This window comes from Scytonema hankhaensis NUACC26, from assembly GCF_045865695.1.
Classification (GTDB): Bacteria; Cyanobacteriota; Cyanobacteriia; order Cyanobacteriales; family Nostocaceae; genus Scytonema.
In genome coordinates this window covers 60,662-86,989 of sequence record NZ_BAACAP010000231.1, presented here as the reverse complement: position 1 = coordinate 86,989, position 26,328 = coordinate 60,662, and the positions used below count along the sequence as shown (strand labels likewise).

Below are 26,328 nucleotides of genomic sequence, written 5' to 3'. Positions count from 1 at the left end.
TTCGTGAAAATTGCAATTTCATTGAATCCCTATTAGGGATTGAAACAACCCGGTCCGCAAGGTAAGCCAGGGAAGGATGGCAAAGATTGCAATTTCATTGAATCCCTATTAGGGATTGAAACGTATATGACCCAATATTGTGATAGCAGCCACTAATTGCAATTTCATTGAATCCCTATTAGGGATTGAAACTTCTTTTCTGCTCTTGGCATATTTTCCAGCCAAGAGATTGCAATTTCATTGAATCCCTATTAGGGATTGAAACACAATCTTTCCCACCTGCTTGGGGTAGAATTTCCGATTGCAATTTCATTGAATCCCTATTAGGGATTGAAACGCTCGCCATAGGAAGAAAAGGACATGATATATCAGATTGCAATTTCATTGAATCCCTATTAGGGATTGAAACGACGGCAGCGATCGAGCACGGACAGCCGCTCATCCTGGCTAATTGCAATTTCATTGAATCCCTATTAGGGATTGAAACATGGATAGAGAATTTGGGAAATTAGCGATAGATTTATTGCAATTTCATTGAATCCCTATTAGGGATTGAAACGGCAGAAACTTGATCCATTAAGACAGCGCCAAACATTGCAATTTCATTGAATCCCTATTAGGGATTGAAACGGTTTCTGGAGCGATACAACGGCTTGGGATATCATTGCAATTTCATTGAATCCCTATTAGGGATTGAAACTCAACTTCAGCTAGTTCATTTACATCCAAATCTAAAATTGCAATTTCATTGAATCCCTATTAGGGATTGAAACCTAATTGATTGATACCCTGTCAATGGTTCACCTACCCAAGCTTATTGCAATTTCATTGAATCCCTATTAGGGATTGAAACGGACCGATGGGGCTGGAGCTTTCTACGACGAGCATTGCAATTTCATTGAATCCCTATTAGGGATTGAAACCTATATTACCTGAGAACTTGGCAATGGGGAACAACGCAAATTGCAATTTCATTGAATCCCTATTAGGGATTGAAACAGATACGAGAGGTCGGATGGAAGAATGATGATCTGTATTGCAATTTCATTTACTACCTACTAGGGATTGAAACAAATTTGACGAGGCGAGAACAGATTTTCAAACAGCACAATTGCAATTTCATTTACTCCCTATTAGGGTTATTATTAATAGAATTGATTTTTATATTTGGATGTATGACAAAATTGATTTTACTTTAACTTGCCACGAATGGACGTTTTATCCGGGCTGAGGTAGTATAGCCTAGAAGGCAACTTGTGAGCCAAACGAACCCGCAGCAATGACAAAATATTTTGAAAGGAGAACTTAATGAAGCTGGCATTGTTTGGAGCAAATGGCATGGCTGGAAGTCGAATTGCGCGGGAAGCATTGATGCGTGGACACGATCTGAGTGCAATCGTCCGTGATTTATCTCGCTTCTCGCTATCGTTTGATCCCTCCACCACGTTTGTTGGCAATGTTGTTGTAGGCAACGTGCTCGATCCGGAGAATGTGGCAGAAATTGTCAAGGGACATGATGCGGTAATTAGTACTGTAGGACCGGGCGCTGACAAAGCAAGCGATCCGGTCTTGGCACAAGACATTATCAAGGCTTCCCACTCGCTAATCGAAGGCTTGACTCGTGCGGGAGTTCAGCGTCTTGTAGTCGTTGGCGGTGCTGGAAGTCTCGAAGTAGCGTCCGGTCTACAGCTTGTGGATACTCCTGACTTTCCAGAAATCTATCGCCCTGCATCTCTCGCTCACCGCGAAGCACTTGCCATTTACAAAGCATCTAATCTCGACTGGACGTTTATCAGTCCTGCAGCGTTCTTTGAACCTGGTGAACGAACTGGTAAGTATCGCATTGGTACTGACCAACTCCTAGTTGATGATAAAGGTGAAAGCCGAATCTCAGCTGAAGATTATGCGATCGCACTACTAAATGAGATTGAGCAACCACAATTTGTTCGTTGTCGTATAACTGTTGCTTATTGATCTTTAAGAAGTTGGGAAAGTGAAGGAAAACTTAAACTCTTTCATTGATTACTGATGAAACCCATCAAGCCGAATTTTTCATTAAGGGATAAGGTTGAATCAATACATCCGCAGGGATACTTAATTGTTGATGCAAATGTCGAATCATTTCTAAAGTCAAAGCCTGCTGGCGATTTAAGATTTCAGTAACCTGTTTCTCACTCCCAATCATAGGCTCCAAATCATGACTAGATAAACCACGCGATTCTAAATAATATAAAATAGCTTCAATTGGGTCAAGCGCTTCAATTGGGTAATGCTGTTGTTCGTATGCTTCTACCAGGGTCGTTAAAATGTCTAAACGGTTAAACTCTGGTGTATCAGGTTCCGCATCAAACAACCTTTCGATTTCATCAAGTGCAGATCGATAATCAATTTCATTTTTGATGGGACGAAGTTCAAACATGGCAATACAACATCAAATCGTTGTTGCATCTACGTTATCGTACTCTCTATGTGTTCCAACAAAACGAATAAAGATAATTTCAATATCATAACGAATGTGAACAACTAAGCGGTAATCATTACCTTTGATATTAAAAACAACACGATTATTCGCAATAATACTAGCATTGCGGTAAATACTTTTGATGTCGGTTGGATTACTCCTCTTAGCACGGGATGCTTCATCATACTAAGCTTTAATGGTTGCTCGGCATCGGGATGTGCTTCCCAAAACGAATATAACGTGCTGCGAGCAATAATTCGCATATTGGAATTGTTTACTGCTCCGACTATAAACGATTGTGTCGTGCATAAGCTAAACTCAAAGCAAAGAATTACAATCCCTTATTACTTTGGTAAAGTCGAAGATACTGATGGTAAACCACCTCGCCACAACATAATTTTCTTAGCTAATTCGCGGATGGGTAGGTGTTGGCAAACAACTTAACTCAAAAATGGCTGAAATCTTGATGGTACATAGTTTGTAAGCATTCGGCTAATCTAAACCATCCGCGCACCATGCCCAGACTGGATTTCAGCCATTTTCCCTCTCCCCAATTTCAATTTCTCATGCTATGATTAAGCCATCCGCGATTTTGAACCATGAAAACCGAATAGTCATTGGCTTTCAGGCTCCTACCATTACAATTTCTTTGACTCCCTAATAGGGATTGAAACGTAGAGGTGGATTTGACGTTGATTAATGATATATTACAATTTCTTTGACTCCCTAATAGGGATTGAAACAAAGGCGTTGCCAGTAGCAGTAACGTAAAAATTAAATTACAATTTCTTTGACTCCCTAATAGGGATTGAAACCTTACTACCTTAATAACAAAGAAGAAATTCTTAAGATTACAATTTCTTTGACTCCCTAATAGGGATTGAAACGCGCTGGCGATGAACGCCTAGGCTTTGGATCGCCCGCGAATTACAATTTCTTTGACTCCCTAATAGGGATTGAAACGTGCAACAGCTGCTGAAATCAAAACAGCAATCGAATTACAATTTCTTTGACTCCCTAATAGGGATTGAAACGAAACGGCTTTCATCGATGCCAAAGTCTTCTGCTTTCATTACAATTTCTTTGACTCCCTAATAGGGATTGAAACCTGCAAATCCTTCTCCGACGCCAACCTAGATGGAGAAGAAAATTACAATTTCTTTGACTCCCTAATAGGGATTGAAACGAATCAATACGTTCTTTAAATTGAAGTTTAACATTACAATTTCTTTGACTCCCTAATAGGGATTGAAACATTTCGCCTTGCTTTTTCAATAAATTTTTAGCTACGCGCATTACAATTTCTTTGACTCCCTAATAGGGATTGAAACTTAATAACAAACTCTTGTATTTGCTGGTCTATATCATTACAATTTCTTTGACTCCCTAATAGGGATTGAAACATGAATATGCTATTGCCGTGTCCCACACAATACATATTACAATTTCTTTGACTCCCTAATAGGGATTGAAACGCAGTGTCTACCCCCACAGAAGCCGATAATAATAGAAATTACAATTTCTTTGACTCCCTAATAGGGATTGAAACAATTCACTTTAATGCTTTCAACAAATCTGCTCATGATTACAATTTCTTTGACTCCCTAATAGGGATTGAAACGGGCAATCAAGCACCAGCCGGGACTCCAATCACAGATTACAATTTCTTTGACTCCCTAATAGGGATTGAAACTTGCATCTAGCCAAGCAGGGATGTAGTGGCTAAGATTACAATTTCTTTGACTCCCTAATAGGGATTGAAACGGGAGTTAGGGCTTAAACAAGTACATATTGGTAACATTACAATTTCTTTGACTCCCTAATAGGGATTGAAACAATATTGAATCCATGCGTATAGCTTTTAACTGTTGTAATTACAATTTCTTTGACTCCCTAATAGGGATTGAAACGAGTGAGCGATTCAGCCACATCGGAACACCACCCGCAATTACAATTTCTTTGACTCCCTAATAGGGATTGAAACTAATTGGTTTATTTCTATGGCTTTTGTTCATAGAGATTACAATTTCTTTGACTCCCTAATAGGGATTGAAACAATTAGCTTATCTTCTTCTTCGTCAATCATAAATGAAATTACAATTTCTTTGACTCCCTAATAGGGATTGAAACAGTTGATTCTTATCTTGGCAGGGCAGCAGCTGGAATTACAATTTCTTTGACTCCCTAATAGGGATTGAAACTTTCCAGTGTGCAAGGGATGCCACGACACTGTGTGCCATTACAATTTCTTTGACTCCCTAATAGGGATTGAAACACTCACTAACGAGATATTTAGCAGTATTTTGGGCGGTAGCATTACAATTTCTTTGACTCCCTAATAGGGATTGAAACGCTCACGTACTAAGTGGAGATAACCTCAGAGATTATCGAAGATTACAATTTCTTTGACTCCCTAATAGGGATTGAAACGGAATATATTGACACATCTTGACACATACTGAACATTACAATTTCTTTGACTCCCTAATAGGGATTGAAACAGTCCGCGTTTGCGTTGAGCTTCAAGGTAAGACTGTAATTACAATTTCTTTGACTCCCTAATAGGGATTGAAACCGAATCTTGAAAGGCAAGTACAAGGACAAGATGGATTACAATTTCTTTGACTCCCTAATAGGGATTGAAACAAGTGGTATTTGGTTATTGTCTCTAAGGACGCTTATAATTACAATTTCTTTGACTCCCTAATAGGGATTGAAACATGGCTAGAAACTGTAGAGACTGCAAGCACATTAGTGATTACAATTTCTTTGACTCCCTAATAGGGATTGAAACTCAAGAAAGGCGCGATACGCAAGCGTAACGGCTGAAATTACAATTTCTTTGACTCCCTAATAGGGATTGAAACAGTTTACATTTTAATGCTGCTAATGCAAAAGCACACATTACAATTTCTTTGACTCCCTAATAGGGATTGAAACAACAGCTCAAACCGCTCAATCCACTGCACAAAGCGATTACAATTTCTTTGACTCCCTAATAGGGATTGAAACGCGTGTTGCCAGATGGACGGTGCGCGATCGCATGGAGGGGATTACAATTTCTTTGACTCCCTAATAGGGATTGAAACTTTTGACCTGGATAGTAACCCCTACCATTTGATTACAATTTCTTTGACTCCCTAATAGGGATTGAAACATCGACACCGTACTCGAAAATGCCGAAGTGCGATCGCTTATTACAATTTCTTTGACTCCCTAATAGGGATTGAAACATTTTTACGAGAAAACAACACCTAGGGATCGCGCAGAACAAGAAATTGCTGGCTATCGAGATGTGCTCAATACGATTCATAGCAGTTATGCTTATATTCCCTTCACTCCTGGCGTCGTGTTACAGCTGCATCGCGATCTATATCAGTTTACTGTAGGTGAAGGTGGACGGTGGAAGTCGGTAGATAACGTTATTAGCGCAACTTATCCAGACGGCACAAAAGTAACGCGATCGCCTCACTCATTCCTTCAAAATAGACAGAATAGGAAAAGTTTTGTTGTTAACCATAGCAATCCTATTTAATTTATAGCGGTTCTCACTTGAATGAAGTACAGATTTATCTGCTACGGGCTGCGTGCATCTGCGGTTCCATAACTTTTTTATGTATTACACTCAATTGAAAACCGCTTCGCGTAGTGCCTTGTATAGCAATCCTATTTGATTTGTGAGAAAATTCACCCCCCTGGCTAACGCCGTCCCCCCGATGCCTTGGGGGGACTACAGGGGGGTCACCATAATTTCAAATTCTCACGAATTATTTAGGACTGCTATAGAATGACCATAAGAGTTCCCTCTTGAAAATAGGGCATTGGGGAGCCAGTGATTTGCGGGGTTCCCCCCGTTAAAGCATCTGGCTGTAGTTGCTGATATGAGCGGGACAGTTGTGGACTAAATAAATTTGAAGTCTCTAGCGAAGTTGACATCAACACTGTCTTGAATTACGGCGATCAAGTCAGAGCCATTATTCCCCGTATAGTAAATAAAAGCATCTGTAGCGGATGTACCAGCAACGCTAGAGAAGCTTCCATAGGAGTACTCGATCGAGTATTGGTTGGCATTGCCTTTAGCTTCAATGTAATCAGCAGCAGGATTCCAATCTTGAATAATGGCATATCCGCCGCCTTCGTTTTTGCCCTCTATACTCGTGTAAGAAACACCCCAACCGCCGCCAAGTACAAAGGTATCAGACGCAGCACCACCGACTAAAGTATCAATAACCAAACTGTCCAATTCTTGAAAAGCACCAATCAGGCGATCGCTGCCATTACCACCAGAAAGGAAGTCACTGCCAGTACCTCCGTATAGAGCGTCGTTGCCATCCCCACCATAAAGCTGGTCGTTGCCCGCACCACCCAGAATATTGTTGTTACCACTGTTGCCAAGTATGAAGTTATCTAATGCGTTGCCAATACCAGAGCTGTTACCAGTACCAGTCAAGTAAAGAGTTTCAACGTTTGCTGGTAGTGTATAAGAGGCGATAGAAGAATAAACCTGGTCTAATCCGTCATTAGCATATTCAACAACTAAGTCACCAACATCATCAACAATGTATGTGTCACCATCAGCGCCACCGTACATTGTGTCTGCGCCACTACCACCATCCAAATAATCGTTACCAGAACCAGCAGATAAGATATCGTTGCCTGCTAAACCGGAAATGCTATCGTCGAACGGAGTGCCATAAAGAGCAGGGTAGTATACTCCATTCTGAGTTGTGTTGTTGTCGTTAAAACTTGTACCATTAGTCATTTTATGCTCCTTGTATTTATTTATTGATTATTCGAGTCTCTATTATTTTTAGAATTAGTAGTGATGGAGTTAGATAAAAGTTAGTTTGAGTTCTAACAGACATATAGCTATCCTATTGAATCTGTCAAAAAATAATTAGCCGGAAAAATCCGTTAACTGGGAGATATAGGGGTTCTTTATCTCATTAACGATTTAGGATGGCTAGAGATTTTCTCGAATGAACTTTATTTCGCTTCCACTTTCATCTAATTTAAGCTATTTCTTGGGAAAGCACAGTACAGAAAAAGTCAGAGAAAATCAAATCTCTTCAGAAAAAATCAGTTTGAAAGGTCAGATTTAGTCAGATCGAGAAATCAGTTTGAAAAGTCAGAGCAATACAGAGTAATGGTTGACGACGGTAAGTTATGTCACTATTCACTATTAAAAAAGGTGAAACCAAAGTTGCTTTGATTCCACCAAATTTGTGTAGATTATTCTTTTGAAAGTGAAATAAGAATTATGCAACTGAGTTGAAATTGCAAAAGTTTGTTGGTATTGCTTCTGCACTTAAACGAACGTTATCAAAATCAACTTCCACACCTGTACCTTGCAGGATGTTGACAAGTCGGATTCCAAGATTCTGACCTAGATAGAGATTGTCAGAGGTAGCAGTGAATGTGACTGTTGAGGTTTCAAACGTTCCATCTTGGATAAAAATATTGTTCTGTTCGGAAGCCAAAACAGTATCACCTGCTAACAATTCCACACGGTAACCAGGGAAGCCTGTCAAATCGATGTCATCAAAGCTCCCTGCTGCATTACCAACATCAACTTGTAAAGTGTACTGGGTATTTGCAGCCAAGACGGTATCAAGAGTCTGGGAAAAACCAACCACGCCACTACCAGGAGCTTCAGTTAGGTAGATATATGCTGTATTCTGACCATCAGTTGCTTCGTTAACAAAGACATCATTGCCCGGATTAAATACTCCAATGCCTGAAGCCGTAGAGGCTGGATCGCTCAGTACAAATCCATTAGGGTTATAAATTTCCCAACCAGGAGGTGGTGTGAGGGTAAAATCACGATCAGCAAGGACAGGTAATTCAAAGCTGGGGTTATCGATGAAGACAGAAGAACTATCCTTAACTTCTTCGGTAAAAATAGCCACAGAGTCAAAGTCTACTTCTAATCCATCACCATTAATAAGGTTAATGAGGCGAAGTTGAAGATTTTCGCCTAGTAAAGGATTGTCTTGACTAGCGATGAAGTCAACGGTGGAGGTTGCAAAGCTACCTTCTGCAATCTTCAAAGTGTTGTTGTCTGTTGCTACAACCGTATCGCCTGCTAGTAGTTCAATACGATAACCAGGAAAGCCCTCAAAGCTAGCTCCAGTTTCAGCAGTATCTATGCCTGTAGGATTGCCTACATCAACTAATAGTGTATAGCGGGTATTAGCAGTCAATTTGGCATCTAAAGTTTGAGACAGTCCAACAACACCACTTCCAGGCTGTTCTGTAAGGTATACGTATGCAGTATTTTCGCCTTCTGTATTGCCAAAGAAAAGTTGACCGGTTGTTTCATTGAAGAAATTGGTCTTCGGTGGATTGAATGTACCAACACTAGAATCAGTATCGGAGTTTAAAAGAAGTCCATTAGGATCGTACACATTCCAGCCGGATGGAGGTCGATTGGTGTAAGTATCATCGTTTAAAGCGATCGCATCAAAATCAGAATTCGCGATCGCAAGCAAGTTAGTGTTGCCTACAGGAGAAGCAATCAGCTGAACGCGGTCAAAATTGACTTCCGATCCAGAATCAGAATTTAAGTTGAGCAAGCGGACTTCCAAGTTCTCTCCAAAAGAGTTGATGGGAAGAGTCGCGTAAGACAAAGTAACGGTTCTCAATTCTCCCTCTGGAATCGCTACTGGGTTAATCGTATAATCTAATACTGTATCTCCTGCTGCCAATACAAGAGCGTAATTGGGAAAAACTGTAAAGTCAGAACCATCAGCCGTGCTTGTGCCACCTGTGTTCCCTACATCAACGACTAGAGTATAGCGAGTGTTGGGAGTTATGACAGTCTCTGACCTTTCAAAGCTGGAATTTTCAATAGAAATGCTTTCGTAAGATGTTGTATCGTAATTTACCATGTTTTTCCTAACTCAATTGAAAAGACAGAAAAGCGTTTGTGTGCGATCGCATCACAGTGATTGGGTTTAGGGTCAGCAACTAGTTTTGAATGCCACCTCAAAATTTGTAAAGCGCAAACAGTACTTGGCAATAGCCTGTAATGCTAGCTAAGTAGGAGACCTATCGCATCTCAAAGTATTTAGAAGCAAGAATATCATTACTATTTAATTTAGCAAATAACTCAGTCAATTTGTTTTTGAAACTTTCGTAAACTTAATTTAAAAATTTCGCTAACATCCTTTCAAATCGTTCATGTACAAGGAATTATAAGTCATATTGTTATCATAAAAATTTACTTAAACGTCAAAAATAACTTTTTTATAAAGTAATTATTAAAAGTAAAAATTAGATCGAAAAACCAAAATATACATCATTTACAAAAATGTTTTTGTTAGTATTAAGTTGTTAGTAGTTATTAATTTGTAATTACTTCCTTCCCGTTATACCAATTTTCAATGAAGCTGCACATTATTTTTACCCCTCCTAACCTCCCCTTAGTAAGGGGAGGTTAGGAGGCGGTGGGGTTCTTTCTATGCATCTTTATATGAAAACGGTATTAGAAGATTATCTACAGGAGTGGGGTAGGTAATGCTAATCAACATTAAATGGTGGGCAATGCCCACCCTACTGTACTGTATTAGTCACTGGTCACTGGTCACTGGTCACTGGTCACTGATTAAGCAACTCTGTTGTTGCATTCACAACAATTTGTGCTGTCCCCGTAAAAAACTCACGGTTAAGAGTTGCTGGGACATCGGTAGGTTTATGATAGTGAGGAGTGCGTAAATTAGCTGTATCCGTCACCAAAACAGCACCAATGCCTTGATACCAAAACGGAGCGTGATCGCTACGCAATACATCGGGTGTCAGCAAACCTTTGAGAGGTACTGGCAGAGTCAGTACGGATGGCAGTGTAGGCGAAGAAGCGATCTCACTCTTTACCTTTTGAGCTTCCTTATTCAATGCAGTTTGAGAAACATTCGCTTGCCCAAAAGCATTGAGGATTGGCAAGTGTTCGGCATCGCCAACGACTGCAACAAAATCACCTTTGTTGCTCTTTGGAGTTACGGGCAAACCTGATGGGTACTTCTGACATCCGGTAGTATGGCAAGCATAACCCACCATATCCATCACAATAACTCCCTCTAGATTTTCTAGGTGAGTTTTATTTTTGACAAAAGCTTTGCTGCCTAAAAGTCCTGCTTCTTCCAAATCAAAAAAAGCTAATTGCAGAGTTTTGGCAGTAGGACGCGAACCGAGGAGTCTTGCTAGTTCCAGAACAACGGCAACTCCAGTAGCATTATCATCAGCACCAGGGGAGAAGAAAACGGTGTCGTAATGTGCTGCTACAAGGATAGCTCCTGCTTCTTTACTGGTACCGGGTCTTTCCGCAAAAATATTAATACCAACTCTTGTGGTATCCAACTGTTTCTCAGTGAATTCCTCAAGTTGAGGTTGCCAACCCAATTTCTTGAGTTCTGAGGTGATGTAGGATCGAGCTCGCGATCGCTCTACAGGAGTATGACGTATAAAATTTAACTTCTGAAGATGCGAAAACAGCTTATCCCCAGATACTTGTGGAGTACTCGTTGTTCTTTCTTCATCTACCTTTTCTTGTAAAGACTGATGTGGAGCAGAAGCAGTGACTGGAGGATTCCTCTTGTCCCGATTAACCGCATCTTTCTTTACAGGAACAGAATTCTCAACTCTAATACTATAAATAACCGATTCCTGATGCTGTGGAAACAATCCTTTAGCAACCAGTACAACAACCATTGTTGTTAAAGCTAACAGCACCAACCACAACCATTTTTTCTCTGCTTTCATCAATAAACCCTTTCTTTTTTATTTTTCACTGGACAGCCATCGTGACTCCAGTAAATAAAGTAACGAGCTGCCTAAGAGTGTCCTCTTTATCTCCTAATTTCCTAGTATGGGACGTTGCAACCGCTCTTGTTTGACACTTTGTCTTTTGACAGAAGCACCAACTTCATCTAGAGTTCCCCATATAGCTGTCAAAGTACATATAGTGCTCCAAAAATTTTATCTTTAATTATTGAAATTGCTAATGTTACATTTGTTGCTCATCACAACCCTGGGGTTTCTTGGAAGTTTTGGACACTGCTTTGGAATGTGCGGTCCTCTTTCAGTAGCATTTTCTCTATCTCATAATTCAGAAACAGGAAATACTACATCTAGGCAACCCAGTTGGCAGGAGCAATTTTGGTTTCATCTACTGTTAAACTTGGGGCGAATGTTAAGTTACACTCTAGTTGGTGCTGCCATTGGTGCGCTAGGTGCTGTGTTACTCAAAAGCGGACATTTAGCAGGAATTGGTAGTGAATTACGCCAATGGATGGCAATTATAACTGGCATTCTGCTAATTTGGTTTGGTATAAGACAAATAAATCCCGAATTTTTGCCTCGTCTTCCCGTGTTACACCCTTTTTTGCAAGGCAATTTACATAATCGCCTGAGTGCAGGAATGGTTAAGCTTTCCCTACAAACTAAGTGGTGGACTCCTGCACTTTTGGGGATAACATGGGGTTTGATGCCTTGTGGATTCCTCTATGCTGCCCAGATTAAAGCAGCTGAAACTGGTAACTGGTGGATGGGCGCTGCCACAATGTTAGCTTTTGGTTTTGGGACTTTACCTACGATGCTAGGTGTTGGCGTGTTTACAGCCTCGATTGGTAAAGATAGGCGCGGTCAGTTATTTCGCTTGGGTGGTTGGGTGACTCTTACTATTGGAGTGCTAACGCTTTTGCGGACTGGTGATACTATGGTGGATTACACTGGGCATATTGCGTTAGTGTTTTTAGTATTAGCGCTAATTGCCCGCCCCATTAGCGGTTTGTGGGCAAAGCCTCTACGTTACCGTCGTGCTTTGGGAGTTGGTGCTTTTGTGCTGTCATTAGCTCACACAACTCACATGATGGAACATTCACTACAATGGAACTTCACAGCTTTCTTTTTCCTGCCCCCAGAGTATCAGTCAGGAATAGTAGCTGGTGCTATGGCATTGGTTTTAATGACTCCTGCTGCCTTAACTAGTTTTGATTTTTTGCAAAAGTTCCTGGGCAAACTTTGGAGACTCATTCATTTATTGAGCTTGCCTGCTTTAGTGTTAAGTGCTTTTCATGCTGCAATAATCGGCTCTCATTACTTGGGCGCTTTCGAGTTAAGTTGGGAGAATAAGTTAGCAGTTTTGCTTCTGGGCTTTGTCACACTAAGTGTTTTTCTGGTACGTTGGCGCTTTTTTTGGTCAATTTTATCTATACAAAAATTTTATGTCTCCTCTACTAAGTCGCGTTAACTCCACTTCTTTTTTCTCTTCTGTTAAGAAGGCAGAAGTCAGAAGGCAGAAGGCAGAGTTTATAGGGTGTAACTTAATACTCTTATTCGTACTCTTACTACCCAATTCTACTGCCCATGCTCATAAGGTGCAGACGACAACAGATGTAGGTGCTACTCTCCATTTAGAACCAAATGATAATCCCCGTGCTGGGGAAGCAACAAAAGCTTGGTTTGCTCTGACTCGCCGTGGTGGAAAAGTTATTCCTTTAACTGAGTGCAATTGCCAATTAGCTGTTTACGCTGAACCTTATTCACAGAAAGAACCTCCTTTGCTAGAACCATCTTTACAACCTGTAGTAGCAGATAAGTATAAAGGCATACCAGGTTCGGAAATTACTTTTCCCAGACCGGGGGCTTATTTATTACAGCTCAGTGGCAAACCAAAAAAAGAAGGAAGTTTTCAGCCGTTTGCGCTAAAGTTTTCAGTTACGGTAGCTGCTGGTTCAGCAAATACCGAAGCAGGAAATGCACATAATACACAAGTACAAAAATCAAATACTGAGGTTAACCCCAGTCAATCCCAAGGTACTCCAATTTGGGCGATCGCTTCATTAGCCCTTGCTGCTTTAGGTGTCTCTTTTGCAGTTTTGCGAAGCAGGAGTAGGGATTAGGGACTGGGGATTAGGGACTGGGAATAAGAGACAAGATGACCAAGATTAAACAACAAGTACCCAATCGCCAATTTACTGATGTCGCTTCTGATGCCAGTGCCAAGCGTGAGAAATAATATTCTCCAGAGATGCGTACTGTGGATTCCAGCCTAGAATTTTTCTCGCTTTTTCTCCACTTCCAATGAGTGCAGGTGGATCGCCAGGACGGCGATCGCATTCCACAACTTTGATATCCTTGCCTGTAACTTTCTTAGCAGTGTCAATCACTTCTTTCACTGAAAAGCCATTGCCATTTCCTAAGTTAAAAACTTCGCTATTGCCCCCTTTTAACAGGTATTCTAAACCTAAAACATGGGCATCTGCTAAATCTGTAACATGAATGTAGTCTCTTACACAAGTACCATCGGGAGTTGGGTAATCTGTTCCAAAAACAGAGATAGATTCGCGTTTACCCATAGCTGCTAGCAGTACCAAGGGAATCAAATGAGTTTCTGGATTGTGGTCTTCTCCTAACAAACCCTCTGGATGAGCACCCGCAGCATTAAAATAACGGAAACGTACCGATTTGAAATCATAGGCAGCATCAAAATCAGATAGAATTTTTTCTACCATGAGCTTGGTTGCTCCGTAAGGATTAATAGGATTTTGGGGATGGTCTTCAGGAATAGGTACAACTTGGGGTACACCATAAGTTGCACACGTAGAAGAAAATACAAATTTCTTAACAGACGCTGCTAGCATCGCTTCTAACAGAGTGAGAGTGCCTGTTACGTTGTTACGGTAGTATTTTGCGGGATCGCTAACCGATTCTCCTACGTAGGCGTAGGCTGAAAAATGCATCACTGCTGCAATGTCGTGTGTTTTAAATAAATCGCTTAACAGTGCTTGGTCGTTGGTGTCCCCCTCCACGAGTTTAACCTGTAACACTTTTTCTACCAAATCGCGGTGACCATAAACCAAATTATCGAGTACTATAACGTCAAAACCTGCAAGCTTGAGGGCAAGTACTGTGTGGGAACCAATGTATCCTGCTCCGCCTGTCACCAGAATGGTAGGTTTTCCTTGAGACATAGTTTTTCCTTGCATATCGTGAAACCACTAACTAAGCTAACTCAATATACAAGATGTAAATTACGGTTGCGGAAAATTACAAATTCATGTTTCATGTGAAAGAATTTGCTCTAAAATCACTACGACGGTAGTCGTTGTGTTGTGGATGTGAGGTACTGGATGTCAAGTAATAGTGCTTTTACAATTTGGCAGTACAATAGCCCCACTACCTAAAACCTGAGACTGACCGAAAAATTTAGATTTGAGAGTCAATCTATGTTTGTACTGTTAAGTCGAGTATTACTGTGGCTACTTGTGGGAGCCATCATATACTCTCTGTTTCAGAGATTCTATCCTCAAGGCAATTTCGTTGCTCGATTATTCTTGGTTGTTCTGTTCGTTGTGGTCTTGCTATCTTTTGTCAACCCTAACGAACCTGCTATTGCCTCTCTATGGAGAGTCGTGTCTTTTCCACTCAAACCTTTGGGAGCATCGATTTTGCTGATGATTCTTGCAGCCCAAAATATGGACAAGGGTGGGTTAAAACAACCAGGAGGATATTTAATTGGTTGGGCATTGACGATTTTATTGTTGGCAAGTACCCCAGCCGTTGCTTATTTTCTGGTGCGATCGCCAGTAGCAGCAATGGTGCTCGACCCATCCATCACCAGTCAAATAGTGCTTCAAAATGGGCGTTTAACTGCTTCCATAGCAGATCCCTACGCACCTCAACGTGAAACACTTGTAGCATCAGCATACAACGCAACAGCAGGTGTATCAGATGTTGGAAATGCGATTGTTAGCGGAGCACCGTACTTGGCGCAAACCCCAGCTGACACCACCAGACGTGGATTGCGGCTTGAAGACTTTGTGCCTAATGCTGAAACGCTATCAATCACATCACGTGTGTGGGAAACTTACCTTAACTATATTTCTGGTTTCTTGCGCGGTGGACGGTAATTCGTTTTAAAAGGATAAAGTATGAAGTATGAAGTATAAAGTTCGCCCTACTAATTGAGTGAGGGGATTCTATCGGAATACGATTCTTTTTTCATCCTTTATCCTTCATCCTTCAAACTTTATTCAAATTGTCCTTCGGTAAGAAGACGGATATATTTAGGTTGGGTATAAGATAAAAAAGTTGCTTTTTAGGCTCGAATGGCAAAATCACGACGGCTTGCTAAACTTGGTGCATATCTACGCCCTTATTGGCGGGATACTACTCTAGGTATTATCTCTTTATTAATTGTCAACGGATTGGGTGTTTACATCCCTTTGTTGATCCGCGATACTATCGATAAACTCTCTACAGACTTTACATCGAGCCAAATATCATATTTTGTTATAAGAATAGTATTGTTTACCACAGCAATGTGGCTCATCCGTATGGCTTCGCGTATATGGATATTTGGTGTGGGGCGTCAGGTTGAATTTGACCTGAAGCAAAGAATTTTTGAGCATTTACTGACGTTAGAACCATCATATTTTGCCAAAAACACTGTAGGGGATCTGATTAGTCGAGCCACAAGCGATGTCGATAATATCCGTCGATTACTGGGTTTTGCGGTTCTCAGTTTAGCAAATACCCTGTTTGCTTACACCCTCACTTTACCAGTGATGCTAGGACTTAGTGTCGATCTCACATTAGCGTCATTGGCAATCTATCCTGCAATGTTTTTGTTGGTTTATTTGTTTAGCGATCGCCTGCGTAACGAACAGCTTGCCGTACAGGAGAGATTGTCTAATATTAGCGAACTGATTCAAGAAGATGTCAGTGGCATTGCCCTGATAAAAATTTATGCTCAAGAAGAGCCGGAGCGCCGTGCTTTCGCTGAGAGAAACCAACAGTTATTGCAAGCTAACTTAAACCTAGCAAAAAGTAGAAATACATTGTTTCCACTGATTGGCGGTCTAGCCACCATCAGTTCTTTAATTATTATCTGGCTAGGAGCCAACCGGATAGCAGCCGGAACTCTTGCTGTTGGGGATTTCGTTGCCCTTTTACTCTATGTTGAACGTCTTATTTTTCCCACGGCATTGTTAGGCTTTACCATTACAACATACCAGAGGGGTGAAGTCAGCATCGATCGCATTGAAGCAATTTTCACCGTTCAACCTAAAATTCAAGACGCCTTAGGTGCTATTCATTTACCAAAAGAGCAAGTCAAAGGACAACTAACAGCTAAAAATTTAAGTTTCACCTATCCCGGTTACTCTAAGCCCGCACTAGACGGAGTTAACTTTAACATCTCTTCAGGAGAACTTGTAGCAATTGTCGGTGCCATTGGTTCGGGAAAATCTACCTTAGCAAATGCTTTGCCAAGGTTATTAGATATTGAACAAGGGCAGTTATTTTTAGATGGTGTAGATATTACGAAAATAGCCTTAGAAGATTTAAGAAGTACTATTGCTTTTGTTCCCCAAGATAGTTTTCTATTCAGCACTACTATTAAGAACAATGTTCGCTATGGAGATCCGCTCAGCGAACAAGTAGAGGTAGAATCAGCAGCTAAGTTGGCACAAATTCATCCAGAAATTATGAACTTTCCCCAACAATATGAAACAATAGTGGGCGAACGTGGCATAACTTTATCTGGAGGTCAGCGTCAACGGACTGCATTGTCTAGAGCCATGCTAGTTGATGCTCCTATCTTAGTTTTAGATGACGCCCTTTCTAGTGTTGATAACCAAACTGCTACAAAAATTTTAAATAATCTTGCTAGCGGTACTAGAAAGAAAACAGTTATTTTTATCACTCATCAGTTGTCTGCAGCAGCGACGGCTGACCGAATTCTAGTTATGGATAAAGGTAAGATTGTTCAGACAGGAACGCAACTAGAACTTTTACAGCAACCAGGGCTTTATAGACAATTATGGAGCCAGCATCAGGTTGAGGAATTGTTGCATTAGAGGTAAATGTTTATAAATGATTTATGGATTGCTATAGAAAGTCAATGCTCTTTCTGTAAATCCAGACACAAAAGAAGATCTAATCGGTAAAAAAAGCGTATAATAGGGGACTTGTTTGTCAAACCTCTTGAATAGGAGACACACCCCTGTGAAGGAAAGTATCATCAGAATCTCAAAACCTGCTCCAAAAGTTCCACCCGAATCGAATGATTCTGAACTGCTGTCATTTGTCACTCAGCCTGAAGAATTCAGTGTACCAGAAGAACCGCAAGAACCGGATCTAGAACCAATAGATATGCTTGCAGAACCAACTTATACTAGGTTTGCTAGCACCAATTCTAGCGGTTGGAAGGCATCGGACATTCTGCGCGAAATCAGATTGGATAATTTTGATATGGGCGGTGCTGACTAACTAGCCAGTTGTCTAGAGAGCGCCACTCATCCAGCAAAGGGGTTATCTACTTTTTTATGACCGCATTACGTTCAATACTTAAAAACATAGAGTTCGCACTCTAAACTTTTTTAAGAAGAATCAGACTTTTTCTGACTTTTTCAGCCTGCAAAGCCTCGAAAAATGGCTTACATTGAATTTTGTAAAAAGATTATAAGCCTTCCGATTTCGTGTTGAATGCACTCAAAGTTTTTATGAGTGCATTTTACTTTATTTGTCAAATCCCCTATACGGGCATTGTTTGAAAGCCTCAAATGACTGTTAAATGAACGAAAGCTATCATGTGAATATAAATTCATATGTTTGTTTTGATAATCAATCAAACACTATAAGAAAATGCCCATTTCTCATCAGCATCACGGTCACAGTCACGAACCACCTAGTTATAATCGTGCTTTTGCGATCGCGACTGCATTAAATCTAGGGTTTGTCTGCCTTGAAGCCTTGTTTGGCTTCTTTAATAATTCCCTAGCTTTAATTGCAGATGCAGGTCACAATCTCAGCGATGTTTTGGGGCTACTCTTGGCTTGGGGAGCTGCTTGGCTATCTAGGCGTCGGTTTATACATCGATATACTTATGGTTTGCGCCGTTCTTCCATACTAGCAGCACTAGCAAATGCTTGCTTTTTACTGCTAGCAATGGGTGCGATTGCTCTCGAAGCATTTAAGCGACTTTACAACCCAGTACCCATCGCTGGAAATGTAGTTATCGGCGTAGCTTTAGTGGGAATTGCTATTAACACTGGTACAGCGTTGATGTTCGTGTCTGGTAGAAAAAGAGATTTGAATATCAAAGCAGCATTTCTACATATGGCATCGGATGCTTTAGTCTCTTTTGGTGTGGTACTTGGCGGTCTTGCTATTATGACAACTGGTTGGCTGTGGTTTGACCCAGTTATTACTTTGATTATTGCCATCGTTATCACTGTTGGTACTTGGAACTTGCTACGAGATTCTATCGATTTAGCTCTTGATGCCGTACCCAAAGGAATTGACTTGTTGGCAGTTCGGACTTATCTAAGAGAACTTCCTGGTGTTGTGGAAGTTCACGATCTACATATTTGGGCAATTAGTACTACTGAAGTCGCGTTAACTGCTCATCTCGTCATGCCAACAGGAAGTCTTGGTGATGCTTTTCTAACTCGTATCAGAATGGAACTTCATGAAAACTTTGGGATAGAACACACAACTATTCAAATAGAAAAAGGTGGTTTTCTCCTTTCTTGCAATCAAGAGTCCTGTTGCGGTTGATATCCTCATACTTGATTGATAGCTTTATACCTAATTTGTGAGTTCTGCTTATTAATTACTTTTTGTAAAATTTTTGAAGAAGAAAGATCTATCTTTTGGTCGTTGTCTGAGAATATGTAAAGTTTAATATGAAACGTAAATAATTATAAAGAGTAGCTTGAAAATTTTTCATAAATGGCTCTATGTTGATGTAAGGTTATGTTTCACTTTTATTTAAAACTTTGTTTGCAGAATATTTAAGGTAAAATTCTATATTTTACGTAATATGACTGATATAACATAGAAGTGAATAAAAACTCAGACTATTACAAAGATCGAGAGTAAAAGAGTTGCTGTTTGGCGCTCGCGACCAAAGGCTAGAAATTAGGAAAACCTGGGTGCAACTTCCACACAACTTAAGCAACGAATATCTTAAGGAAATCACATAATGCAACCAGGACTTCCAAGTTTTGCCAATTTTGCTAAAGGATTGGCTGTTCTAAGCCAACAACGAGCGACAGGGGAACTTATTTTCTCTTCGTCTGATGAAAGATGGCATTTATACTTATTTCTAGGGCGTTTGCTATACGCCACCAAGGAAACACATCGCGTTCGTCGTTGGTATAGAGTCGTTACCCAGGAATGTCCTAGTTGGAAATTTGAAGACTACAACATAACTTTACAAAAGGACGAGCTTTGGGAATATTACCTGCTTAGGTTGGGTCTCGAACAAAATTATTTAACCTTAACTCAAGTAAAAAGCATTGTTAGTCAAACAATTGATGAAGTTTTATTCGATCTTGTTGCTCGCTCTAAATTAGAAACTCATTGGTTACCTACAAAATTACGCCCAATTGCTTTAATAGATGTAAAACAATGCTTGTGTATAGCCGTTGAACAAAGGAATAGATGGCGCAATATGGATTTGGGGCAGTTGAACCTCAATGATACACCAATTGTTAAACAGCCAAACTTTGAAAATTTTAGAGTTCCTAAAAATTATTTTGGAGTTACTCAGCTGGTTAATGGAGAAAATACAATTTGGGATCTTGCTACACAACTCCAACAGCCTGTCGTAACAGTAGCTAATGACGTACAGCAATTGGTCAATCAAAGCGTTCTGGAACTTTCACCGATTCGCGATCGCGCCGTTCCAGTAAAATTCGTAAATTCCTTACATCAAAATAAAAAATCCTCTAAATTTTTTAATTCTGTTAAGGATGCCAAGCCAACTGTATCTTCATCATCTCAACCTATTACTCCCACAAATAATATCAGCAGTTTTCCCGAGCGAGACAGACAAATACAAGTAGAAAACTACTATATCTCCAATCATTCTTCAGCGAAAGCATCTGTTTCATTACCAATTGTCTCACTATCTGTGAGTGCTATTCCCCAACAGAATTTACAGGGGAATTTAGCGATCGCAACAGAAACGATCGCACATCGAGCATCTCAACCTACAACTCAATCCCATGAAAGCTCCTACACTTCTCCACTAGAGTTGATAACTAAGAACGCAAGTACGGTTCAACCCCAACAAGAAAGCCCCTTAATCGCTTACATCGATGATAGTCGAAGCGACGGTTTAAAAATGACTTATATCCTGACACAATCTGGTTATAGGTGTATAAATATACAAGAATCAGTGAGTGCATTAACAACCTTACTAGAGAATAAGCCCAGCTTAATTTTTCTAGATTTAGTCATGCCTATTGCAAATGGTTATGAAATTTGCGCTCAAATTCGCCGTGTCTCAGCTTTAAACAATATACCTGTTATTATTGTAACAAGTAACGATGGAATTTTAGACCGCGTTAGAGCGAAAATGGTTGGTTCGTCAGGCTTTTTAGCAAAACCAATCGAGACGGAGAAGGTGCTAAAAATTTTACAAAAGTACCTACCGAAATCAGTGACCAGTAAATAGTGACCAGTGACCAGTTACCAGTAAACAGTTACCAGTGACCAATGACAAATGACAAATGACCATTGACCATTGACCAATGACAAATGACCATTGACCAATGATAAATGACTACGGAAAACTTTTTATGACCACAATCCTTTTAGTTGAAGATAGCTTGACTGAAACACAAGTAATAACCTCTTATCTCAAACAAGCAGGGATATCGGTCATCTGTGCTAGAAGTAGTGAAGAGGCGCAAATTAAACTGCAATTACAAACTCCAGATTTAGTCATTTTAGATGTTATTCTACCAGGTCAAAGTGGGTTTGAACTTTGTCGAGAACTGAAAACTAATTCTATGACTCAGCACATTCCTGTGGTTATGTGTTCAACTAAAGGAACAGAAGCAGATAAACTTTGGGGTTCAATGTTAGGGGCTAATGCTTATATATCTAAACCAGTAGACCAACAGCAACTTATTCAAATAATTAAAAACTTGACTAATAAATTTATGACTCGTTATTAATTATTTGTAAGTAATTGGACATAATTAATTTAAATAATGTTTTTGCTTTGCCCTATGCCCAATACCCCATGCCCAACTTTTGTGAGTGTATTTATTTTAGTCCAGTTACTTATTAATAACAAGTTATTCTAGTATGAGATATGCAGACTAATTCATCATTAACAGCAATCAACTTAGATCCTTTAGGATTAAACCCATTACCTCCTGAAAAAAATCTTTCTAAATTCCTACGTTTTCCTCTTGACTCGCAAAATAGTGCCTTAATATCTCTAGAAGAAGTTGCAGAAGTTATAAAAGTTAACATAGTCGATATTTTACCAATTCCTGAAATGCCAAACTGTATTTTAGGCATTTGTAATTGGCGAGGAGAAATGCTTTGGCTTATCGATATCAGTCATATTATTAACTATGCTGCACCAGTTATAGCGACTCCTATCGCAATTGTGGTTCAAGTGAATCAACAGGCTGTAGGTCTAGTAGTAGAGCGAGTTAATGATGTTGAGGTACACGATCTAGAACAACTGCAAAAGGTGGTAACTGGTTTATTTCCTCGTTCGCTTTTACCTTTTGTATTGGGTGTTTTACCTGGTGACAATCTTGTTTTAGATGTCACAGCTATTATTCAGAGCCACCTCTGGCAAGTACATCATTAGAGACGGTAAACTTTACAAACTTTCTCTTAAGTGTTAAACAGGCAAGGCCCAACCTACTTGAAATTAGGAAAAGGATTTAGGTATTTTCATGCAGCGTTTTCAACAAATCGAACAAAGTTTGAGTTTGCAATCTTCTTTTGAAGAAGCTTCAATTTATAGTAATGGTGATGGAGAAAAAAAACAGATAAAAGAAAATTTAGATTTACACAAAGCTTTGGATTTGGTAACTGCTATAAAGATAGATTTACAGCAAGAACATTCTATTAAACCAGAAGCGCGTGACAAAATTCTGCAATTGGAAAAATGGGTTCAGGAATTACAAACCCATTTTGATATCGATCTAGCGATCGCAACAGAGCAACACTCCAAGCACGAACGACAAAGGTTGTCGGAACTTCTGAATCAGATGCACCAAGCAACAAGCGTCGATACGTTATTAAGAACTACAGCGATTGAGATTCGCAAACTCTTACAAGTCGATCGTGCATTAATTTATCGTTTTCAGTCTAACAACTACGGTATGGTATTAGCTGAATCAATGACATCCGGTTATACACCAACTTTAGGGGAATCTTTACCAGCGATCGCTTTTGGAGTAGAAGATCGAGCAAGTTGCCAACAACAGCCAGATATCGTTGTTAGAAATATTTATGAAAACGCCTTGAGTGCTTACCAACTCCAACTTCTCAAACAATTCCAAATTCAGACTAGTTTGATTCTACCGATTGTAATAGAAGGGCTAGTTTGGGGATTGCTTGTGGTTCAGCAATGTTCTCATGCTCGAATGTGGAAAGAAGCAGAGTTAAACTTGTTGCATCATATAGTTGCTGAACTGAAGCTGAAGTTACAAACAGTAGAGCTACAAACCCAGAGAAATGAAGACGCCAAGCAGGAAAAAGTTTTGGCTCAAATTCTGCAAAAAATCCCTCCGTCTTCTGATGCCAGCACAACTCTTGGTAATATAACTCAACTACTACGGCAGTTTTTCAAAGCCGATAGAGTGACTGTTTATCGGTTTGCTTCCGATTGGAGTGGTGAATTTATTGCTGAATCGGTTGGTGCAGGCTGGGTATCCTTGATGCAGGAACAAGAAAATGATAGCACTCTTCACTCAGAGAATATAGTAGATTCCGATCTCTGTACTGTAAAGTTATTAGGCAATCCAGCAAACCGTTCCACCGATACTTATCTCAAAGATACACAAGGTGGAAGTTTTGTCAGAGGAAAAGGCGTCAAGCGGGTTGATGACATCTCTACATCAGGTTTCTCTAATTGCTATCTAGAAACTTTAGCAAAATTTCAGGCTAAAGCTTATATCATTGCTCCCATTTTTGAAGGCGAACAACTTTGGGGTTTACTGGCTGTTTTTCAAAACTCCAGTCCCCGACACTGGCAAGATTCTGAAATCACGCTCCTGTCGCTCGCGAGTAGTCGTCTTGGTACTATCCTCAAGCAAGCTGAATCAGCCGCTCAACTCCAGCAAAAATCAGAGCAGATTGTAGCAGAAAGAGAGCGATCGCTAACGCGAGTTATTGAGAGAATACGCCAACCCCTAGACATCAATGTCATTTTTAAAATGGCAACTCAAGAAGTCCGAACTCTATTAAAAGCAGAACGAGTAGTGATTTACCGCTTTGAAGAAGATTGGAGTGGAGAGTTCGTTGCTGAGTCAGTCACAAGTGGCTGGGTTTCTATGTTGCAAGAACAGTTAGAAAATCCACTCCTGCGAGAAAACGTCAGTGAGTGCAGTGCGAAAATCCTTGGAGGCGGTAATCCTAAAGTTACAGACACCCATTTACAACAAACCCAAGCAGGACAATTTACAACAGCCGCAAACTTTAGAGTTGTTAACGATATTCACCAGCAAGGATTTTCACCTTGTTACCTTGAGGTTTTAGAACAACAGTATCAAGCTAGAGCTTATATTATTACTCCAATCATCAAAGGTAATAAACTCTGGGGTTTGTTAGCAGCCTACCAAAACTCCAATCCCCGCCAATGGGAAGAATCAGAAGTTAAAGTGCTTACCCAAATTAGCAATCAACTAGGAATAGCCATACAGCAAGCAGAATACCTGAAACAAATCAAAGAACAGTCTGCTCAGATAACCAAAACAGCAGAGATAGAACGGTCTGCTGCCAAAGTCATTGATAAAATTCGTCAGTCATCAGATATAGACACGATTTTCAAGACAACAGCTCAAGAAGTTCGCAAACTTCTCAATCTAGAACGGGTTACCATTTATAAATTTCGTCCAGATTATTTTGGTGACTTCGTTATTGAGTCTGAATCTGGAGGATGGCCCAAATTAGTAGGCAGTGGTTGGGAAGACAAGTTTTTAAACGAACATCAAGGCGGAAGGTTCCGCAACAATGAACCCTTTATTGTAGATAATGTTTACGATGGTGGGCTAACCGATTGCCATATTGAAGCCTTAGAGCACTTCGGAATTAAATCTTGCTTAGTTGTTGCCATATTTCAAGGGCAAAAGCTTTGGGGATTACTTTCAGCTTTCCAACACAGCGGTCCTAGGCACTGGGAAGACATAGAAGTCAAAATATTGACGCAAATTGGTTTACAACTAGGAATTGTATTGCAACAGGCGGAGTATATTGAGGAACTGCGAGTACAATCACAAAGATTAGCCAAATCTGTAGAACAAGGAAGTGCTTATAGCAAACTCGTTTATAGACTTGGATTAGCTCTGATTCAAGAGAATTTCTCACTAGACAACCTTTTGCAAATGGCTGTTCAGGAATTGCGGAGACAATTAAAGACGAGTAGAGTCGCTATCTACCGCTTTAATCCGGGCTGGGGTGGTGAATTTGTCGTTGAGGACGTGCATAGCGATTGGACAAAAGTTGTTGGAACTGAGCTAGCCCGGACAGAAGATACATATCTTCAAGAAACCAAAGGTGGTCGTTATCGCCGTAAGGAAACTTTCAGTGTCAACGACATTTATACTGTAGGGCATCAAGAATGCCACGTTCAACTCCTGGAACAATGGGGAACAAAGGCTTACATGATTGCTCCTATTTTTAAAGGCGATCGACTTTGGGGACTATTAGGAGCTTATCAGAATGACGAACCGCGCCAATGGGAACAAATAGACGTTAACTTGTTAGCTCAAGTAGGAGTACAAATCGGACTTGCTTTACAACAAGCAGATTACTTAGAAAAACTACGTTCTTCAGCACAGCAACTTTCAGAAGCAGGCGCAAGAGAAAAAGCAGCAAAAGAACAATTGCAGAAGGAAGTGATTCAGTTGTTATCTGCAGTCCAACCAGCACTAAGCGGAGATTTAACCGTTCGAGCAACAGTCACAGAAGGTGAAGTCGGTACAATTGCTGATGTTTACAACAACACCTTACAGAGTCTACGAAAGATTATCATGCAGGTGCAGACATCTTCGAGAAAAGTTGCTCAAACCTCTCAAGCAAGCGTTGCTTCTATCGTTGGTTTAGCCAACCAAGCACAGCAACAATTTCAGTCTCTGGACAATGCTTTAGAGCAAATGCAGACAATGGCAAACTCCACTAAAGCCGTAGCCACAAACGCGCAACAGGTAGAAGTAGCTGCTCAACAAACCAATCAAATTGTGCAGCAAGGGGATGCAGCTATGAACCGCACTGTAGACGGAATTTTGGACATTCGGGAAACAGTTGCAGAAACTAGCAAACGCCTCAAGCGCTTCTCAGAAGCTTCCCAAAAAGTTTCTAAAGTTGTCAATTTGATCGGTCACTTTACCACTCAAACCCAATTGCTGGCTTTAAATGCAGCCATTGAAGCCACCAAAGCAGGGCAATACGGACGCGGTTTTGCTGTTGTCGCCGATGAAGTCCGAACTTTAGCACGTCAATCTGCTGACGCAGCAACTGAGATTGAGCAACTCGTTGAAGACATCCAAAAAGGTACGGCAGAAGTTTCTATGGCAATGGAACGCGCCATTCAGCAAGTTGCTACAGGAACCATGCAAGTTCACGAAGCCCGCCAAAATCTCAATGCAATTGTGACAGCAACAAACCAAATTAGCCAACTTGTGGAAGGTATTACTCAAGCAACACAAATTCAAACACAACAGTTTGAATCAGTCACCCAAACCATGACACAAGTTGCTGCTATTGCTAATACAACCAAAGAGAATTCTATAGAGATTTCTACCTCTTTTAAAGAACTTCTCACCATGGCACAAAATCTTCAGACAAGTGCCGACCAATTTAAAGTTGATTAACTTTTTTCTATC

Annotated in this window: 17 protein-coding genes, 1 pseudogene and 2 CRISPR repeat arrays (1 of these 20 running past the window's edge); of the genes and pseudogenes, 12 read left to right on the top strand and 6 right to left on the bottom strand. The window is 40.3% G+C overall.

Features of this window, described 5'->3' with window-relative positions; genetic code table 11:
• Window positions 1–1,072: direct repeats of the CRISPR family, unit length 37 nt; unit sequence ATTGCAATTTCATTGAATCCCTATTAGGGATTGAAAC; it reaches 568 nt to the left of the window's first position.
• A 236-nt stretch (window positions 1,073–1,308) separates the two neighbouring features.
• Window positions 1,309–1,974 carry an NAD(P)-dependent oxidoreductase gene (locus tag ACKTT2_RS35500; RefSeq protein WP_407895662.1) on the top strand — a complete coding sequence of 222 codons (666 nt, stop codon included), beginning with the start codon at window positions 1,309–1,311 and terminating at the stop codon, window positions 1,972–1,974.
• 64 nt (window positions 1,975–2,038) lie between these two features.
• Here the strand turns inward: ACKTT2_RS35500 and ACKTT2_RS35495 are convergent, their stop codons facing one another.
• Complete coding sequence (locus ACKTT2_RS35495; RefSeq protein WP_407895660.1) at window positions 2,039–2,419, bottom strand: helix-turn-helix domain-containing protein; 381 nt, start codon at window positions 2,417–2,419, stop codon at window positions 2,039–2,041.
• Between the two features lie 12 nt (window positions 2,420–2,431).
• Window positions 2,432–2,724 (bottom strand): annotated as a pseudogene (locus ACKTT2_RS35490) (type II toxin-antitoxin system HigB family toxin).
• A gap of 374 nt (window positions 2,725–3,098) precedes the next feature.
• A CRISPR array of direct repeats spans window positions 3,099–5,694; the repeat unit is 37 nt; unit sequence ATTACAATTTCTTTGACTCCCTAATAGGGATTGAAAC.
• A gap of 62 nt (window positions 5,695–5,756) precedes the next feature.
• Here ACKTT2_RS35490 and ACKTT2_RS35485 point away from each other — a divergent pair.
• Entirely contained in the window at window positions 5,757–5,996 is a 240-nt protein-coding gene (locus ACKTT2_RS35485; RefSeq protein WP_407895658.1) for a hypothetical protein, read from the top strand.
• Window positions 5,997–6,362: 366 nt separating this feature from the next.
• Here ACKTT2_RS35485 and ACKTT2_RS35480 read toward each other — a convergent pair whose 3' ends face one another.
• The 3 genes from ACKTT2_RS35480 to ACKTT2_RS35470 all read right to left on the bottom strand — a co-directional run bounded on the left by ACKTT2_RS35480 (window position 6,363) and on the right by ACKTT2_RS35470 (window position 11,218).
• The gene (locus ACKTT2_RS35480; RefSeq protein WP_407895656.1) at window positions 6,363–7,223 is read right to left on the bottom strand and encodes a calcium-binding protein; all 861 of its coding nucleotides are present in this window, start codon (window positions 7,221–7,223) and stop codon (window positions 6,363–6,365) included.
• A 496-nt stretch (window positions 7,224–7,719) separates the two neighbouring features.
• Window positions 7,720–9,351, bottom strand: coding sequence for a hypothetical protein (locus ACKTT2_RS35475; protein WP_407895654.1), 1,632 nt, complete (start codon window positions 9,349–9,351; stop codon window positions 7,720–7,722).
• A gap of 709 nt (window positions 9,352–10,060) precedes the next feature.
• Window positions 10,061–11,218, bottom strand: coding sequence for a M28 family peptidase (locus ACKTT2_RS35470; protein ID WP_407895652.1), 1,158 nt, complete (start codon window positions 11,216–11,218; stop codon window positions 10,061–10,063).
• 241 nt (window positions 11,219–11,459) lie between these two features.
• Here ACKTT2_RS35470 and ACKTT2_RS35465 point away from each other — a divergent pair, with 241 nt between their 5' ends.
• Both ACKTT2_RS35465 and ACKTT2_RS35460 read left to right on the top strand, forming a co-directional pair.
• Window positions 11,460–12,707, top strand: coding sequence for an urease accessory protein UreH domain-containing protein (locus ACKTT2_RS35465; protein WP_407895650.1), 1,248 nt, complete (start codon window positions 11,460–11,462; stop codon window positions 12,705–12,707).
• Entirely contained in the window at window positions 12,682–13,359 is a 678-nt protein-coding gene (locus ACKTT2_RS35460; RefSeq protein WP_407895648.1) for a hypothetical protein, read from the top strand. The genes ACKTT2_RS35465 and ACKTT2_RS35460 overlap by 26 nt, the downstream gene beginning before the upstream one ends.
• Window positions 13,360–13,431: 72 nt before the next feature.
• Here the strand turns inward: ACKTT2_RS35460 and galE are convergent, their stop codons facing one another.
• Entirely contained in the window at window positions 13,432–14,430 is a 999-nt protein-coding gene (gene galE, locus ACKTT2_RS35455; protein WP_407895646.1) for a UDP-glucose 4-epimerase GalE, read from the bottom strand.
• Window positions 14,431–14,685: 255 nt separating this feature from the next.
• On the opposite strand from galE, the gene fraI reads away from it, so the two are divergent.
• The 8 genes from fraI (at window position 14,686) to ACKTT2_RS35415 (ending at window position 26,316) form a co-directional block, all read left to right on the top strand.
• Entirely contained in the window at window positions 14,686–15,369 is a 684-nt protein-coding gene (gene fraI / locus ACKTT2_RS35450) for a septal nanopore formation protein FraI (RefSeq protein WP_407895645.1), read from the top strand.
• A 198-nt stretch (window positions 15,370–15,567) separates the two neighbouring features.
• The gene (locus ACKTT2_RS35445) at window positions 15,568–17,319 is read left to right on the top strand and encodes an ABC transporter ATP-binding protein (RefSeq protein ID WP_407895642.1); all 1,752 of its coding nucleotides are present in this window, start codon (window positions 15,568–15,570) and stop codon (window positions 17,317–17,319) included.
• Window positions 17,320–17,467: 148 nt separating this feature from the next.
• On the top strand, window positions 17,468–17,731 hold the full coding sequence (locus ACKTT2_RS35440; RefSeq protein ID WP_407895640.1) for a hypothetical protein: 264 nt from the start codon (window positions 17,468–17,470) through the stop codon (window positions 17,729–17,731).
• Window positions 17,732–18,106: 375 nt separating this feature from the next.
• On the top strand, window positions 18,107–19,021 hold the full coding sequence (locus tag ACKTT2_RS35435; RefSeq protein WP_407895639.1) for a cation diffusion facilitator family transporter: 915 nt from the start codon (window positions 18,107–18,109) through the stop codon (window positions 19,019–19,021).
• A 427-nt stretch (window positions 19,022–19,448) separates the two neighbouring features.
• On the top strand, window positions 19,449–20,927 hold the full coding sequence (locus ACKTT2_RS35430) for a response regulator (RefSeq protein ID WP_407895637.1): 1,479 nt from the start codon (window positions 19,449–19,451) through the stop codon (window positions 20,925–20,927).
• A 124-nt stretch (window positions 20,928–21,051) separates the two neighbouring features.
• Entirely contained in the window at window positions 21,052–21,432 is a 381-nt protein-coding gene (locus ACKTT2_RS35425) for a response regulator transcription factor (protein WP_407895708.1), read from the top strand.
• Window positions 21,433–21,572: 140 nt separating this feature from the next.
• Complete coding sequence (locus ACKTT2_RS35420; protein WP_407895635.1) at window positions 21,573–22,085, top strand: chemotaxis protein CheW; 513 nt, start codon at window positions 21,573–21,575, stop codon at window positions 22,083–22,085.
• An 88-nt stretch (window positions 22,086–22,173) separates the two neighbouring features.
• The gene (locus ACKTT2_RS35415; RefSeq protein WP_407895632.1) at window positions 22,174–26,316 is read left to right on the top strand and encodes a GAF domain-containing protein; all 4,143 of its coding nucleotides are present in this window, start codon (window positions 22,174–22,176) and stop codon (window positions 26,314–26,316) included.
• Window positions 26,317–26,328: the final 12 nt, after the last annotated feature.